The sequence below is a fragment of the Haloarcula sp. H-hyl2 genome (genome assembly GCF_056934385.1).
The window spans coordinates 1,222,747-1,236,473 of record NZ_JBRIIJ010000002.1 but is presented as its reverse complement, the minus strand read 5'-3'; the positions used below and the strand labels follow the sequence as shown (position 1 = coordinate 1,236,473).

Annotated in this window: 16 protein-coding genes; 7 read left to right on the top strand and 9 right to left on the bottom strand. The window is 67.7% G+C overall.

Going from position 1 to position 13,727, the window contains the following annotated elements:
* Positions 1 to 63: 63 nt before the first annotated feature.
* On the bottom strand, positions 64 to 663 hold the full coding sequence (locus Hhyl2_RS16165) for a class I SAM-dependent methyltransferase (RefSeq protein ID WP_483551790.1): 600 nt from the start codon (positions 661 to 663) through the stop codon (positions 64 to 66).
* A gap of 75 nt (positions 664 to 738) precedes the next feature.
* On the opposite strand from Hhyl2_RS16165, the gene Hhyl2_RS16160 reads away from it, so the two are divergent.
* Positions 739 to 1,506, top strand: a complete 768-nt coding sequence (locus tag Hhyl2_RS16160) for a hypothetical protein (RefSeq protein WP_483551789.1) — start codon at positions 739 to 741, stop codon at positions 1,504 to 1,506.
* Here Hhyl2_RS16160 and Hhyl2_RS16155 read toward each other — a convergent pair whose 3' ends face one another.
* The 3 genes from Hhyl2_RS16155 to Hhyl2_RS16145 form a co-directional block, all read right to left on the bottom strand.
* The gene (locus Hhyl2_RS16155; protein ID WP_483551788.1) at positions 1,507 to 2,421 is read right to left on the bottom strand and encodes an NAD-dependent epimerase/dehydratase family protein; all 915 of its coding nucleotides are present in this window, start codon (positions 2,419 to 2,421) and stop codon (positions 1,507 to 1,509) included. It lies immediately after the preceding gene.
* Positions 2,422 to 2,482: 61 nt separating this feature from the next.
* A complete protein-coding gene (locus Hhyl2_RS16150; RefSeq protein ID WP_483551787.1) occupies positions 2,483 to 3,118 on the bottom strand; it encodes a class I SAM-dependent methyltransferase in 636 nt (211 codons plus the stop codon).
* 1 nt (position 3,119) lies between these two features.
* Positions 3,120 to 3,530: an NUDIX domain-containing protein gene (locus Hhyl2_RS16145; protein WP_483551786.1), complete on the bottom strand. Its 411-nt coding sequence runs from the start codon at positions 3,528 to 3,530 to the stop codon at positions 3,120 to 3,122.
* 113 nt (positions 3,531 to 3,643) lie between these two features.
* Here Hhyl2_RS16145 and glmM point away from each other — a divergent pair, with 113 nt between their 5' ends.
* The 4 genes from glmM to Hhyl2_RS16125 are packed head-to-tail and all read left to right on the top strand — an operon-like array spanning position 3,644 to position 6,638.
* Entirely contained in the window at positions 3,644 to 4,978 is a 1,335-nt protein-coding gene (gene glmM / locus Hhyl2_RS16140; RefSeq protein WP_483551785.1) for a phosphoglucosamine mutase, read from the top strand.
* A 47-nt stretch (positions 4,979 to 5,025) separates the two neighbouring features.
* Positions 5,026 to 5,454 carry a hypothetical protein gene (locus Hhyl2_RS16135; protein ID WP_483551784.1) on the top strand — a complete coding sequence of 143 codons (429 nt, stop codon included), beginning with the start codon at positions 5,026 to 5,028 and terminating at the stop codon, positions 5,452 to 5,454.
* Between the two features lie 24 nt (positions 5,455 to 5,478).
* Positions 5,479 to 5,805: a cupin domain-containing protein gene (locus Hhyl2_RS16130; RefSeq protein ID WP_483551783.1), complete on the top strand. Its 327-nt coding sequence runs from the start codon at positions 5,479 to 5,481 to the stop codon at positions 5,803 to 5,805.
* A gap of 44 nt (positions 5,806 to 5,849) precedes the next feature.
* Positions 5,850 to 6,638 (top strand): HpcH/HpaI aldolase family protein, encoded by a 789-nt coding sequence (locus Hhyl2_RS16125; RefSeq protein ID WP_483551782.1) that lies wholly within the window; start codon positions 5,850 to 5,852, stop codon positions 6,636 to 6,638.
* 4 nt (positions 6,639 to 6,642) lie between these two features.
* Here Hhyl2_RS16125 and Hhyl2_RS16120 read toward each other — a convergent pair whose 3' ends face one another.
* Both Hhyl2_RS16120 and Hhyl2_RS16115 read right to left on the bottom strand, forming a co-directional pair.
* Positions 6,643 to 7,509 (bottom strand): DUF7537 family lipoprotein, encoded by an 867-nt coding sequence (locus Hhyl2_RS16120; protein ID WP_483551781.1) that lies wholly within the window; start codon positions 7,507 to 7,509, stop codon positions 6,643 to 6,645.
* Positions 7,510 to 7,614: 105 nt separating this feature from the next.
* The gene (locus Hhyl2_RS16115) at positions 7,615 to 8,577 is read right to left on the bottom strand and encodes a C-terminal binding protein (protein WP_483551780.1); all 963 of its coding nucleotides are present in this window, start codon (positions 8,575 to 8,577) and stop codon (positions 7,615 to 7,617) included.
* Positions 8,578 to 8,728: 151 nt separating this feature from the next.
* Between Hhyl2_RS16115 and Hhyl2_RS16110 the strand changes: the two genes are divergently transcribed.
* The gene (locus Hhyl2_RS16110) at positions 8,729 to 9,799 is read left to right on the top strand and encodes a DUF7350 domain-containing protein (protein ID WP_483551779.1); all 1,071 of its coding nucleotides are present in this window, start codon (positions 8,729 to 8,731) and stop codon (positions 9,797 to 9,799) included.
* 242 nt (positions 9,800 to 10,041) lie between these two features.
* Positions 10,042 to 10,632: a 50S ribosomal protein L15e gene (locus Hhyl2_RS16105; protein ID WP_483551778.1), complete on the top strand. Its 591-nt coding sequence runs from the start codon at positions 10,042 to 10,044 to the stop codon at positions 10,630 to 10,632.
* Between the two features lie 147 nt (positions 10,633 to 10,779).
* On the opposite strand, the gene Hhyl2_RS16100 is transcribed toward Hhyl2_RS16105, so the two are convergent.
* The 3 genes from Hhyl2_RS16100 to Hhyl2_RS16090 are packed head-to-tail and all read right to left on the bottom strand — an operon-like array spanning position 10,780 to position 13,517.
* Entirely contained in the window at positions 10,780 to 11,811 is a 1,032-nt protein-coding gene (locus Hhyl2_RS16100) for a Brp/Blh family beta-carotene 15,15'-dioxygenase (protein WP_483551777.1), read from the bottom strand.
* Entirely contained in the window at positions 11,802 to 12,527 is a 726-nt protein-coding gene (locus Hhyl2_RS16095) for a lycopene cyclase domain-containing protein (protein WP_483551776.1), read from the bottom strand. Before Hhyl2_RS16095 ends, Hhyl2_RS16100 begins: the two co-directional genes overlap by 10 nt.
* 27 nt (positions 12,528 to 12,554) lie before the next feature.
* Positions 12,555 to 13,517, bottom strand: coding sequence for a phytoene/squalene synthase family protein (locus tag Hhyl2_RS16090; protein WP_483551775.1), 963 nt, complete (start codon positions 13,515 to 13,517; stop codon positions 12,555 to 12,557).
* Between the last annotated feature and the right edge of the window lie 210 nt (positions 13,518 to 13,727).

Below are 13,727 nucleotides of genomic sequence, written 5' to 3'. Positions count from 1 at the left end.
GCAGGGCCCCAGACGAGAACTGTGTGCCGAGCAATCGTCCAGTTCTCCTGTTGCTCGGAACAGTTAGCCCTCCAGCGTCGCGAACACGAACTCCGTGCTCGAACCCAGCGGATCGTCTGCGGTCGTCGTCCGAACCTCGCCGAAACCGGCCTCGCGGAGCCAGTCGAGCGTCTGCTGGCGCCCCGGCGAGGAGAAGAACATCTCGCCGCCCATCCAGCCACGGCGGACCGTCTCGAACCGGCCCCCCGGAAGCGTCATGAGGAGCACGCCGCCGGGACGGAGGACGCGGGCGAACTCCTCGAAGACGCCGCGCTGCTGGTCTCGCGGGACGTGGAAGACGGCGTGATAGGATGTGATTCCGTCGAAGGCATCATCGGTCAGCGGCATCGCGGTCATGTCGGCCTGGAGCAGGCGTGCCTGGGGGGCAGTCTCGGCGGCGAGGTCGAGTCCGGCTCGCGAGAAGTCCAGGCCGACGCTGTCCGGCGGCAGGTTCGTGAGCGTGCGAGCACCGTCTCCACACCCGACGTCGAGGACGAGCGGGTCGGCAGGTAACAGGTCGAGCAGGTCGTCGATCAGCGCCGCGTCGGAGCCGCTGGGATCACGGGAGGTAGCGTAGGTCTCGGAGACGTCGTCCCAGGCCGTTCGGATGTCGCGTCGATCCATACGGAGCGTAGGGGCGCGACGGTGGTGAGCCTTTGGCGACCGGGGTACCTATCCGTCTGCGGTCCAACTGCGCCTATGACCGACGACGGCAGTGACAATCGGCAGGCTGGGATCGGCGCACTCGCACGACGGGAGTACGAGACGGCCGGCGACGAGTACACCCGCGCGGCCTGGCACCGACTGGCAGCGCCTCGCGAGGGACAGTCACCCTTCGACGCCGACGAGAAGGGGTGGGTCGGCATGGGACTCCAGTTCTGCTGTGTCGCCGCCGTTGCCTACCGGGTCGCCGGGAAGCCCTCGCGAGCGACCCGACGCGGGGTCGAAGGTGCTGCGGTGGCGAAGGATCTGAAGACAGCCCTCGACGAACCAGTCCAGCGAGCGTGTCTGGAGGAGTTCGTCGCGGACTGCCGAGCGGTCGGTGACATGGACGGTGTCGAGGACGCCTACCGGACCGCCGAGGCAGCCTACGAGGACGCCGGCAACAGCGTCGACAGCCCGCAAGTGGTCGGGACGACGCCGCTGTTCGAGGCCGCCGCGGCACCCCTCAAACAGGTCGCACGGAGTCTCGACGACGGCGAGATAGCAGTCAGGTGGGAGGACCTCCACGGGAGCGATCCCGCCGACGCAGGCGCGTTCCTGGCCCACCGCGCGAGCTACAAACGCCGCCGGTTCCCGAGTCTGCTCGACCGGGTCGTCGAGTCGGGGTATCTGGCCGCGCCGCGCGGGACGACAGAATACGGGAACGCCAACCACCGCTGTCCGGAGTGCGGGTCGACAGACGTCAACTGGGCCGGCGGACACACCCTCTGTCTCCGCTGTTCGACCCCGGCCGAGCGCATCTGATCAGTCCAGCAGGTCGTCCAGCCCCTCGCCAAGCGACAGGGTCGGTTCGTAGCCGAGTTCCTCGCGTGCCCGCGAGATGTCGGGCAGACTCTCTCGGATGTCGCCCGGTCGCGGGTCGGTGTGGGTGATGTCGGCGTCCGGGTCGATGCGGTCGCGGATAGCCTCCGCGAGTTCCCTGATCGTCGTCCGCTCGCCGGTCCCGACGTTGTAGGCCCGGCCGACCGCGTCGGTCGTCGCCGCGAGCACGTTGGCCTGGACGATGTCGTCGACGTGGACGAAATCCCGGTACTGCTCGCCGTCGCCGTCGACGGTCAGCGGGCCGCCGTCTCGGGCCTGGTCGGTGAAGACGTTGATGACACCGGCGTAGTCGCCGCCGGTCTGGCCGGGCCCGTAGACGTTGAAGTACCGCAACGGCACCGTCTCCAGGCCGTAGAGGTCGTGATAGAGCCGGCAGTAGTGGTCGCCGCTGAGTTTCTCCAGTCCGTAGGGCGAACTGGGATTCTTGCGGTCGTCCTCGGCGATCGGGATCGACTCCGGGGCGCCGTAGATAGCCGCGCTGGAGGCGAAGACGACGCGGGCGTCCTCACGGCGGGCAGCCTCCAGGATCGAGAGCGTCGCGTCGACGTTGGTAGCGTGACTCGTCTCCGGATCCTCGACGGACTGGGCGACGCTGACGACGGCGGCCTCGTGGAAGACGATATCGACGCCGGCCATCGCTTCGTCGACCGTCTCTTGATCCCGGATGTCCCCCTCGACGATCGTCGCGTCGTCGGGACAACGGCGCCGGGACCCCGACGAGAAGTCGTCGAGGATACGGACGTCGTTCTCCGGGAGCAACGCCGAGGCGATGTGGCTCCCGATGAACCCACCGCCGCCGGTGACGAGGACCTGCTTGCCAGTCGGTCTCGAACTCATTGGCTGGAGATGTATCGGGACGGATAAATACCCCGTGGACCCGGCGCCGGTCGGCTGTGCGTCACCGACGCCTGCGGAGGCGGCCACGGACGAACGGTCTGACCGGCGTCACGGCCAGATTGAACCGTTCGAGTTCGACGACGTCGAAGGCTGGGTGGGAGGCAAAGAGCGTCGCCGTCCGGCGGGTCAGGTGACACCCTCCGGCGAGCCGTCGCCACAGCGGCGCGAGGAGCTGCTGGGCGCGTTCGCGCCAGCCGTCGTCGGCGACGTGTTCGAGGAACCGGAACTCGCCGCCGGGTCTGAGTACCCGTGCAACCTCGTCGAGGGCGGCCCCGGGGTCGCCGATAGTGCAGAAGACCATCGACGCGAGGACCACGTCGAACGTATCGTCGGCGTACGGGAGGTCGGTCGCACCCGCCGAGCGGATCTCGACGTCGAGGCCGGCCTCGGTCGCGGCGTCGACCGCCTGCTCTCGCATGTACGCGTCGGGTTCTATGGCGTGTACGGTCGTGTCACTCCCCGCGAGATACGGGAACATCGCGCCGGTGCCGGCACCGAGATCGAGGACGCTCCCCTGGAGATCGCGGGCCAGGTACTCGCGGTGTGGGCGCAACAGCGTCCGCTCGGCGATTGCCGTCACCGGGTCGTAGATGGCCGCGAACAGCGGGTGTTCGGGGTCGTCGGTCGTCCCCGACATCTCACTTCTCGGCGAGTCGGTCGACGACACGGTCGACCGCCGTCGCCTGCGGGTCGCTGAGTCGGTCCCCCGCAGTCGTGACCGGGACCCAGTCCGACGCCGTGTGCTCGTCGCTGATGGTGACCGAACGGTCGTCGACGCTGCAGTGGTAGTAGACCGCGAACCGGTCCTCGTCGGCGTCGTTGCGCCACGAGACCGCGTGGACCGGTTCGTGGACCGTCGTATCCAGGCCCGTCTCTTCGCGGATCTCCCGACGGAGGCCGTCGGTCACGTCCTCGTCGTCGGCGTTGAGCCGTCCCCCGGGCAGTTCCCAGCCGCCGTCGCTCGCACGCCGCAGGACGAGCGCGTCGTTGTCGGGCGTACAGAGGACGCCCCGGAGACTCACCGTCGCGTGCAGGTGCCGCTCGGTCATACGCGGAGATATACCGAACGTCCCCTGAACCTGTCGGTGTCCGGGAGACAGCGGGCGCTCGACGCATCCTCCGCCCAGGCCAATTTAAGGTTCGGGCCGCCTTCCTGCCCGATATGTTCGGAACGAGCGGTGTCCGTGGCCCAGTCGGCGAGACGATTACCGCGGCGGTCGCGCTGGATATCGGCCGTGCGGTCGGGACCGACGCCGACAGCGTCGTCATCGGCCGGGACGCACGCGACTCCGGGCGGATGCTCCGGGACGCCGTCGTCGCCGGCCTGCAGGAGACCGGGACGGACGTCTTCGATGCCGGCCGGGCAGCGACACCGACGGTCGCACGCGGTATCGCCCACCGCGACGCCGACGCGGGCATCGTCGTCACCGCCTCGCACAACCCCTCGCCCGACAACGGCCTCAAACTGTGGACGCCGTCGGGACAGGCGTTCTCGACCGCACAGCAGGACGAGATCGAGGCCCGTATCGCGGACGGCGCGTTCGACCTCGCGCCCTGGGACGAGCAGGGGGTCTGTCGCTCCTGGCCCGACGCGAGCGCCGTCCACAGGGATGCACTCGTCGACGCAGGCCGGCGTGCCGCCGACGAGGCGGGCGTTTCCGTCGACGGTCTCTCCGTCGTCGTGGACCTCGGCAACGGGATGGGTGGTGTCAGCGCCGACGCGCTCCACGAACTCGGCGCCGACGTCGAGACGCTCAACGCACAGCCCGACGGCCGGTTCCCCGGGCGTCCGAGCGAACCGACCGCCGAGACCTGCGAGACGCTCGCCAGGACCGTCGAGGCGGTCGACGCCGACCTCGGAATTGCCCACGACGGCGACGCGGATCGGATGATGGCCGTCGCCGACGGCGGCGAGTTCGTCCCCGGGGACCTCCTGCTGGCGATGTTCGGGCGGGAGGAGGCCGGCGACGGCGAAGCGGTCGCCGCACCGGTCGACACCAGCCTGGCGGTCGACGACGCACTGGCCGCGGTCGGCGCAGAGGTCGTCCGCACCCGCGTCGGCGACGTCTACGTCGCAGAACGGACCCGCGACGAGGGTGTCGCGTTCGGTGGCGAACCGTCGGGCGCCTGGATCTTCCCGGACGAGACGTTCTGTCCGGACGGCCCGCTCGCGGCCGTGAAACTGGCGGTTCTGGCGGCGGCCGACCCCCTCTCGGAACGGATCGCCCGCATCGACCGGTACCCGATCCGCCGGGCCAGCGTCGAGACCGACCGGAAACACGCGGTGATGGACGCCGTCGAGACACGGGTGCGCGAGCGCTACGACGACGTCACCGACCTCGACGGACTGCGGGTCGGAACCGACGACGGGTGGTTCCTCGTGCGCCCGTCCGGGACACAGCCACTCGTCCGGGTGACCGCCGAATCACGGGACCCCGACACGGCCGACGACCTGCTCGCGGAGGCCCGTTCGTTCCTCGACGACGCGATGGAGTGATCCGTACGAGAGCCGCGTTTATGAGCGCGCCGCGCTAACCTCCGGATGTGTACTCGCGGGATCACGCGCTCCTGTCGTTCGCACTCGCTGTCGCCCTCCTTGTCGCCACTGAGCCACCCGGCCACCCCGCAGTCCTGGTCGCGGTCGTCGTCGTCGTCGGTGTGGGCATCGACTTCGATCACTTCCTGGTGGCCTGGCTCGTCACCGGGTCGGCGAAGAACGTCCGGCGCGTCCTCGCGGACCCCCTCCTGGTCGTGACCGGCCAGGACCGTATCTTCGACGAGAGCGACCTCACGCCGCTCCAGCGGTTGCTCAGTCACGTCCTCATCGGCGGCCTCGCCGTCGGCGGACTCGTCGCCCTGGGAGTGACAGCCTGGGCAGTGATCGTGGGGCTGACGCTGTACGTGCACGTGCTCTCGGACCTGATCGCCGACGTGCGAAAGGAGCGATATCAGGCCGACGCTGGGAGGCTTTAACTCGGCGCCGGTCGACCGGCCGGTATGACACTCGAACTGTTGGGTGACGCTGCCCTCGATCCGGACCCGGGGACAGTCGTCGACGCGGAACTGGCCGTGACCGACGACGTCCTCGTGAAGGCGTTCGCGCTCGGACCCGGTGCCAGTATCGCCCCGCACGAACACGCCGACGCGACGAACGTCTTCCACGTCCTCCAGGGGACGGTGACTGTGACCAGAAACGGTACCGAGGAGACGGTCACGGCCCCCGGCGTCGTCCTGAACGAGCGGGGGCAGGTCCACGGCGCACGCAACGAGACCGACGACGTGGCGGTCCTGACGGCGAGTCTCTGTCCGCTCCCCGGACAGTAGCGCCGTGTCGATGCGGTTATTATCTCCAGCCGACATGATTAGCTATGGCGCGACCACAGCGGACCAACGGGCTCCGGGAGCGACTAGAGAACGGTGGCGTCGCACTCGGCATCCTCGACAACACGTACAACCCGACGCTCGTGGAGTTCTACGGCGATCTGGGCGTCGATTACGTCTGGCTGGACCTCGAACACGGCGGTCCCGACCCCTGGGACGCGGAGACCATCGAGAACCTCCTGCGCGCGGGCGAGCGCAGCGGCGTCGAAATACTCGTCCGCCTGCCCGATACCGACCCGACCCTGCTCCGGAAGGCCCTGGATATCGGCGTCCGGAGCGTCTTCCTGCCACGTATCGAGACGGCCGACGAGGTCGAGCGGGCGGTCCGCTCGGCACGGTTCCGCTACGACGGCGAACCCGGCGACCGCGGGCTGGCCGCGCCACGTGCGCGACGGTGGGGGCTGGCCGGCGACTACGTCGAGACGGAGGACGCCCAGACGCTCGTCGGCGTGACCGTCGAGACGGCCACCGCCGTCGAGAACATCGACGATATCCTTGCCGTGCCGGACCTCGGGTTCGTCTTCATCGGCCCGCTCGATCTCTCTGTGTCGCTCGGACATCCGGGCGAACTCGAACATCCGGCGGTGCTGGACGCTGTCGAGACGATCCGTGCGGCAGCCGTCGAGGCGGACGTCCCCGTCGGCGGCCTGGGCTTCGGGATGGACGATGTCAACGAGAAGGCGAACAACGGCTACCAGTTGCTGAACCTGGGGACGACCACTGGCGCACTCCAGCGGACCGTCACGGCCTGGTTAAATTCCTACGAGGGCGCGTAGCGACTCAGGCGCCCTGTGCCTGTGCCTTGGCCTCGGCGAGCCAGTCCGGGTCCTCGACGCTGGTCGACCCGACGTCGGTCAGCGTGTAGGACCACGTGGCCGAGACGGGTTTGCCGTCGTCGGTCTGGCCGGAGACGGTCCACTCGGTCGAGCGTGCCAGCCCGTCCTTGTCGACCAGCACGACGACGGTGAAGTCCGTGACCGTCACGTCCTCGTCGGAGCCCCAGGCTCCGGCGCCGTAGTTCCGCCAGACGGTCGGGTCGGAGTACTCGTAGCGGTCGACGGTGACGCCGTCGAACTGCTCCGTGCCGACGAACTGCGCCTCCTCGAACTCGTCGTAGTCGTACAGCGCCCGGTCACGGGCGTTGTCGAAGACGGTCGTCTGCTGGGGCATCACCTGGTAGAACGATTCGCTGCCGTCACCGTACTTCGTGTAGGTCATGCCGTCCGCGAAGAACGACTCGTAGGCGATGCCACCGTCCTCGCCGGTGGTCTCGAACGCTTCGTACGAACGGTTGTCCTCGAGGTTGACCTTGTAGGAGTTGGTCACAGTGCTGGTGTTCCCGTTGCTCTCGGTGATAGCGTACGACCAGTCGGCGGTGAAACTTCCGGCGTCTCTGAGGAGTCTATCGCCGTCACCGACGGTGAACTCGTCGTCCGCTGCGTCGTCGCTACCGCCGTCGCCCCCACTACTCGACGCACCGTCACTACCGCTACTCGATGCGCCATCACTGCCACTATCGCTCGCGCTACCGTCGCCACCACTCGCCCCGTCGCTACTCGATGCGCCGTCGCCGACCCCGACCCCGCCACAGCCGGCGATGACGACGGTCAGCACCACGAGAAGTGTAGCTAATCGTATGTGTTGCATGACGATACTGACGCGTCGCTGTGATATAAGTTAGTACGTTTGATACGCCATCACGTACCAGGGAGAAATCCCGTGCTGACAGACGGCGGCGTCGCCATCACGTCGTCACAGCCAGTCGGTTTCGGGGTCGATCCGGTCCGGTGGCGTCTCGCCGGCGAAGGACGCACGCAGGTTCGCGGCGACCGTGCCGTTGAGTTCCTCACGGGCCTCGACGGAGTACCAGCCCGCGTGCGGCGTGACGATACAGTTGTCGAGCCCGACCAGCGGGTTGTCGTCCGCGGGGGGTTCGTCCCGAAGGACGTCCAGTCCGGCAGCGGCGATCTCACCCTCGGTTAGTGCCGCGGCGAGGGCCTGCTCGTCGATCAGGCCGCCGCGGCCGGTGTTGACCAGGACGGCGTGGTCCTGCATGGCCGCGAGGGCGTCAGCATCGACCATCCCCTCGGTGTCCTCGGTCAGGGGCGCGTGCAGGGAGACGTAGTCGGACCGCTCGTAGAGGTCGTCGAGGTCGACCTTCTCGACGTCGTCGTCGGCCATCTCGTCGGCGTCGACGTATGGGTCGTACGCGACGATATCGAGGTCGAATCCGCGGAGCTGTTCGCGCGTCCGGCGTGCGATGGGACCGTAAGAGACGAGTCCGAGCGTCCGGCCGGCGAGCCGGTGGATCTCCCGGCCACGGTTCCAGCTCCACGTCCCCGCCCGGACGTCCCGGTCGTAGGCGGCGACGTCGCGGATACAGTCGAGCAGGAGCGTCACGGTGTGGGTCGCGACCTCGTCGGTACAGTAGGTCGGGACGTTCGTCACCGTGATATCGTTACGAGCGGCTGCCGGGACGTCGATGTTGTCGATCCCGACACCTGCGCGGGCGACAATCTGGAGGTGGGACAGCTCGTCGAGCACGGCAGCAGTCACCGGCGTGTTCACGTCGACGACGACGGCGTCGGCACCCATCGCCGCGTCGCGGAAGGCGGCCTCGTCAGTCGTGTCGGCGGCGACGACCTCGGCGTCGAGTTCGTCGCGGAGCAGGTCTACGTCGATCATCGGGTCGTCACTGGCGACCACTCGTGGCATATCCGGTACATTGTGTCCCCTGCATATAACGGCCCCCCGTGTTCTCAGCCGATAAGAACCCGCCGACAGACCACTGATTCTGTCAAGCGGATCGAGGCGATTCGACGATCGGACCAGAACCCGTATTTATCGGCCAGTGCCAAGCCCTCCTATGGATCGCCGTACGTTCCTCCGGGCCGGCAGCACCGCGACGCTCGCGGCGGTCGCCGGCTGTCTCGGTGGGCTCGAGACACAGAGTACCCGCGCCCCACCGCTGGTCGAGGACCGTCCCGACGCCATCTACTACCCGACCCACGTCGAGGGGATGGAGATGGTCGGGACGACCGAGTCCGGCGACTACGCCTTCGGGCTCATGTACAGCTACCCACACCGGTTCTGGAACATCAACGGCAGTTCCGGCTCGATGACACCCATCGGCTCCGACGACGACGTCCACCTGATGTCTGCGGTCTGGGACCCCGAGACCGGCATGGTCCTCCCCGATACGGGGCTGACCGTCGAGATATACCAGGGCGAGTCGCTGGTCTCCCAGGAGGCCATCTACCCGATGCTCTCTCAGCCCATGGGCTTTCACTACGGGGCGAACTTCGGGCTCGACGGCGACGGCGACTACCGCGTCGTCCTCAGCGTCGGGGCAATGTCGACCCGTCGCACCGGGTCGTTCGCCGACCGCTTCGCGGAGCCGACGACCGCCGAGATCCCGTTCACCTACAGCCAGGCCACCCGCGACGAGATCATGTATCGGACCCTCGACAACGCCGGCGAGGCCGGTGCCCTCGAACCGATGCAGATGGAGATGCTGCCGGACTCGCTGGCCCCGACCGAGGCCGAACTGCCGGGGACGGTACGGGGGAGTCCGATGAGCAACGACGCCAGGCTGGTCGTGACCACGCTCGAAGCGGCCCCCGAAGGTCTGGACGCGTCGGGGCCGTACGTCGCCGTCTCCGCACGGACCCGGTACAACGGGATGGTGATTCCGGCGATGGGGCTGTCGGGGACGCTGAAAAGCAGCGGCGAGACGGTGTACGACGGCCGATTCCAGCGGACGCTGGACCCGGACCTGGGCTATCACTACGGCGCAGTGGTCGACAGCGTCGCGTCGGGTGACGAACTCGCGCTCTCCGTGACGGCACAGCCACAGACCGCCCGCCACGAGGGCTACGAGATGGCCTTCGGCGGCCTGCTGGGCGAGATGCCCGACGTGTCCGTGACGCTCTCGTGAGCGGCTCGTAGTGAATATTGTAGCACTGTACCGGTACGCGCCGACCGGCCGGTCGGCGCTATCCGGAGATAGACTACAATACTCACTACCACACCCGCGCTGGTTCGAACATCTTAAGGGCATCAACGGGGAACAGCCGATAACTCGCTGGCGGACGGGCACCAGCGGGCACCTGCATGTGCAGGTCGGGATGTGAGTCCCACTCGGGACTTGAACCACACAACGCCCGTGGTGAGATATCCATGGCACGAAGCGCATACTCCTACATTCGAGACGCCTGGAAGAACCCAGGCGACGGAAAGCTCGCAGAACTCCAGTGGCAGCGACAGCAGGACTGGCGCGAAGAGGGCGCCGTCGAGCGCATCGAGCGCCCGACCCGCCTCGACAAGGCCCGCTCGCAGGGCTACAAGGCGAAACAGGGCGTCGTCGTCGCCCGCGTCTCCGTCCGCAAGGGCGGGGCCCGCAAGCAGCGGTTCAAAGCCGGTCGCCGGTCCAAGCGACAGGGCGTGACCCGCATCACCCGCCGGAAGGACATCCAGCGCGTCGCCGAGGAACGCGCCGCGCGCGTCTACCCGAACCTCCGCGTGCTCAACAGCTACTCGGTCGGCCAGGACGGCCGCCAGAAGTGGCACGAGATCATCCTCGTCGACCCGGAGCACCCGGCCATCCAGAACGACGACGACCTCTCGTGGATCTGTGACGACGACCACACCGCCCGCGTCTTCCGCGGCCTGACCGGCGCCGGTAAGCGCAACCGCGGCCTCGGCACGAAGGGCAAGGGCACCGAGAAGACCCGCCCGTCCCTGCGCGCCAACCGCGGCAAGGGTAAGTAACGACGTCCCGTTTTCTGCCGTCTCTCAGCACGACGACCAGACACCTTGCTCCTGTTCGGTCCGGACGGACTACGACCAGACGCCTTGCTCCTGTTCGGTCCGGACGGATTACGACCAGACGCCTTGCTCCTGCTCGGTCCGGACGGACTACGACCAGACGCCTTGCTCCCGATCCATCAGTGTCACCACGACGACGTGGGGCAGCGTGACGACGGCGACGAACACGAGATAAAGTGCGACGGCCTCCGGGACAGTCTCGGGCGGGTTCGGAACGGCGACGGCGAGGCCACCGAGCAGCGCCAACGACGCCAGCGTCAGCGGGGCGGCGTCGCGGGCGAACCGGCGGAACGCACCGACGACGTCGCCGGCCGCGAGCGAGTCGGTCGCGCGCTCGTCGACGGCGAGCAACCGGGCGACGTGCCGCAGCGAGTGCCAGAGGCAGAAGTATACGCCGATGGCCAGCACCGGCGGGACCACGGCGAAGTACGCAATCAGCCCCAGTGTCTCGCCCGCGTCGAGGAGCCAGGGCCGACGCTCCGTCGCTCTGGCGTATCCGACCGCCAGCGTGACGACCACGAACAGGCCGTATCCGACGCCCAGGGCCGTTCTGACACCGGGCTGGAACACCCACTCGATGGCCGCGACCGCGCCCGGTGCGAACAGCGCGACGAGGTCGGTCGCGACCTGCCGATACCACGCGGGGAACGCCAGCAACGGGACGAGCATCGGCAATCCACCCCGGACGACGACCGTCGCGAGGCGCTGTGCGGTCGAGCGGAGGTGGTCGGCCCCCGCCAGTGCCACCAGCGCGTAGAGGTCGCCCTGTCCCCAGTGGAACCACGTCAGCACGATGAAGCCGACGAACGAGAGCGCGGGCGCGACGAACCAGGCGACCGCGTAGGCACCACCGAGGACCGCGTAGAGCGCCACCACCCGTGCGATAGCTCGCCAGTCCGGTCGCTGCCCGCGCGCACGGGCGACCGCGAGGTGGTCGACCGCACCGTGTGGCAGTCCCAGAACGACGACACTGACCACCAGCGGGACGTACTGAGCGATTGCCGGGACCGACAGCCCTGCGAGGAACGGGAGCGCTGTGGCTGCTATTACCCACGAAGGATTCATCCCCACGCGTCGAAGCCGATCCCGGACGGGCTGGGAGGAGACCGCCGTCAGGACCATCTGTCGACCACCCAGACGTAGAGCACGAGTCCCTGGACGACGAACAGCGACGTCAGGAGGAAGAAGACGGCCTCCTCGATGGGAAGTCCGAGGCCAGGGAGGACGAGTCCCGTCGTGTGCCGGTCCGAGAGCGACCAGATGTCCAGTGCGAGCGCGACGCTGTCGGCGAGCCAGAGGTACACGGTCGGGACGACCGTCCCGACGGCGACGGTGCGCCACTCCCGGACGAGGAATGGCCAGCCGAAGGTCCACTGGATCGCCAGGATCGGTGCTCCCCACGCCAGCAGCGAGCCGAGATACAGGCCACCGGGGCGTCCGAGCAGGAGTATCCCGAAAGTTCCTACGAGGGCTGCCCCCACGAGACCGACAGCTCTGACACGGGCTGGCGTCCGAAGCGGCCGCGTCGTATCCACGCGGAAGCGAGCAAGCCAGAACCCGACCAGGAACGGTTGCAACAGGAAGAACAGGTACTCACCCAGTGGCGCTCGAAACCCACGGACCAGGACAGTTCCCTCGCCGTACCACCAGACGCCACGGCCGATGAGGTAGTTGTCCCAGGGCGTCGTGTACACCAGCGCGAGGAAGGCGAGCAGGGCCGTCCCCGAGACGACCGTCCGTCGCTCCCCGAGGCGGTAGCTCGCGGTCAGTGCCAGTCCGACCAGCACCGGGACGACGAACAGTGCGTGGAACTGGAGATAGGTGAGTCCTGCTGTCATCGGCCCGGTGGACGTCTCGGAACCGCCTCAGGTTGGGTGGCTGTGGCTCGCGATCTCGGTTGGGACCGTGCCGGGCGACTGCTCGGAGACGGCGCTGACCGCGTAGAACGTCGCCTCGGGGTCGCCGTTGCGCCGCCAGTGCCACCAGGTGCGAGCCAGCAGCCACAACCGCCGCCGCCGGGTCAGTTCGGGTGTCTCCGTCAACACGTCGTATGCACGGTCACGGATGAGCCGGTGGTGTTCGGCGTACAGGACCGCCGACAGCAGGACGCCGAACTGGCAGTCCTCGGGGAGATACCTGATGCCGGCGACGCCCTCGCGGTACAGTTCCTCGGTGCGAGCCAGTTCCGTCTGCATCACCGCACGGAATCCGTCGTCGACCTCGGCATCGGCCAGTTGCTCCTCCGTGACGTCGTGGTGTTCGAGCGTCTCCTGTGGGAGATACACCCGGCCGTAGTCGTGGATATCCTCGCGGACGTCCCGCAGGAAGTTCGTCAACTGGAACGCCTCGGCGAGCGCCTGTGCATGCGGGAGTGCCGTCTCCTTCTCCGGGGGGTCCATCACCATCGTCATCATGTTACCGACGGCGACAGCGGACCCGCGCATGTACTCCCGGAGGTCCTCGAACGTCTCGTAACGAGCCTGGGCGATGTCCATCTCCATCGCGTCGATGAAGACGTTGATCTCCTCGTCGGGAATCCCGTGTTCCTCCCGGAGTTGCTGGAACGCCGCCAGGACCGCCCCCTCGTCCGAGTCCTCCGGTGGGCGATTCCCCAGTGCCATCTCGCGGAACTCCTCGAGACGTTCGTGCTGGACCGTCGGTGGCGGCCCGTCGCGCTGGTCGACCACCTCGTCGGCCACGCGGAAGAACGCGTACATCACGTAGGTCGGGTGACGGATTCGCTCGGGAAGAACTCGCGTGGCGAGGTGGAACGTTCGGCCCGTTCGTTGCTGGATGGATTTGCTGGCCTGGATATTGTCAGATTGCATTGAATTATAGTATCAGTTAGTACGCAAGTAGTACTTCGGACCTCGTCGCCGAGGGAGTCCGTCGGGGAGTCGAGGCGGTTGCCCACAGCGGTCTCGTGGTGTTTCTGGACCCGGCGACCGCGGCGTTTGGGTCTCGAACTCGGCGGCACGGGTCGCTGGAACCCAGATGACACGTCATCTAGGTACCAATAGTGCCAGTATGACTTTAAG

Bases quoted from the DNA above. Each gene is read 5' to 3' on its own strand.
- Hhyl2_RS16165 (WP_483551790.1), bottom strand. From the start codon at position 663: ATGGATCGACGCGACATCCGAACGGCCTGGGACGACGTCTCCGAGACC.
- Hhyl2_RS16160 (WP_483551789.1), top strand. From the start codon at position 739: ATGACCGACGACGGCAGTGACAATCGGCAGGCTGGGATCGGCGCACTC.
- Hhyl2_RS16155 (WP_483551788.1), bottom strand. From the start codon at position 2,421: ATGAGTTCGAGACCGACTGGCAAGCAGGTCCTCGTCACCGGCGGCGGT.
- Hhyl2_RS16150 (WP_483551787.1), bottom strand. From the start codon at position 3,118: ATGTCGGGGACGACCGACGACCCCGAACACCCGCTGTTCGCGGCCATC.
- Hhyl2_RS16145 (WP_483551786.1), bottom strand. From the start codon at position 3,530: ATGACCGAGCGGCACCTGCACGCGACGGTGAGTCTCCGGGGCGTCCTC.
- glmM (WP_483551785.1), top strand. From the start codon at position 3,644: ATGTTCGGAACGAGCGGTGTCCGTGGCCCAGTCGGCGAGACGATTACC.
- Hhyl2_RS16130 (WP_483551783.1), top strand. From the start codon at position 5,479: ATGACACTCGAACTGTTGGGTGACGCTGCCCTCGATCCGGACCCGGGG.
- Hhyl2_RS16125 (WP_483551782.1), top strand. From the start codon at position 5,850: ATGGCGCGACCACAGCGGACCAACGGGCTCCGGGAGCGACTAGAGAAC.
- Hhyl2_RS16120 (WP_483551781.1), bottom strand. From the start codon at position 7,509: ATGCAACACATACGATTAGCTACACTTCTCGTGGTGCTGACCGTCGTC.
- Hhyl2_RS16115 (WP_483551780.1), bottom strand. From the start codon at position 8,577: ATGCCACGAGTGGTCGCCAGTGACGACCCGATGATCGACGTAGACCTG.
- Hhyl2_RS16110 (WP_483551779.1), top strand. From the start codon at position 8,729: ATGGATCGCCGTACGTTCCTCCGGGCCGGCAGCACCGCGACGCTCGCG.
- Hhyl2_RS16105 (WP_483551778.1), top strand. From the start codon at position 10,042: ATGGCACGAAGCGCATACTCCTACATTCGAGACGCCTGGAAGAACCCA.
- Hhyl2_RS16100 (WP_483551777.1), bottom strand. From the start codon at position 11,811: ATGGTCCTGACGGCGGTCTCCTCCCAGCCCGTCCGGGATCGGCTTCGA.
- Hhyl2_RS16095 (WP_483551776.1), bottom strand. From the start codon at position 12,527: ATGACAGCAGGACTCACCTATCTCCAGTTCCACGCACTGTTCGTCGTC.
- Hhyl2_RS16090 (WP_483551775.1), bottom strand. From the start codon at position 13,517: ATGCAATCTGACAATATCCAGGCCAGCAAATCCATCCAGCAACGAACG.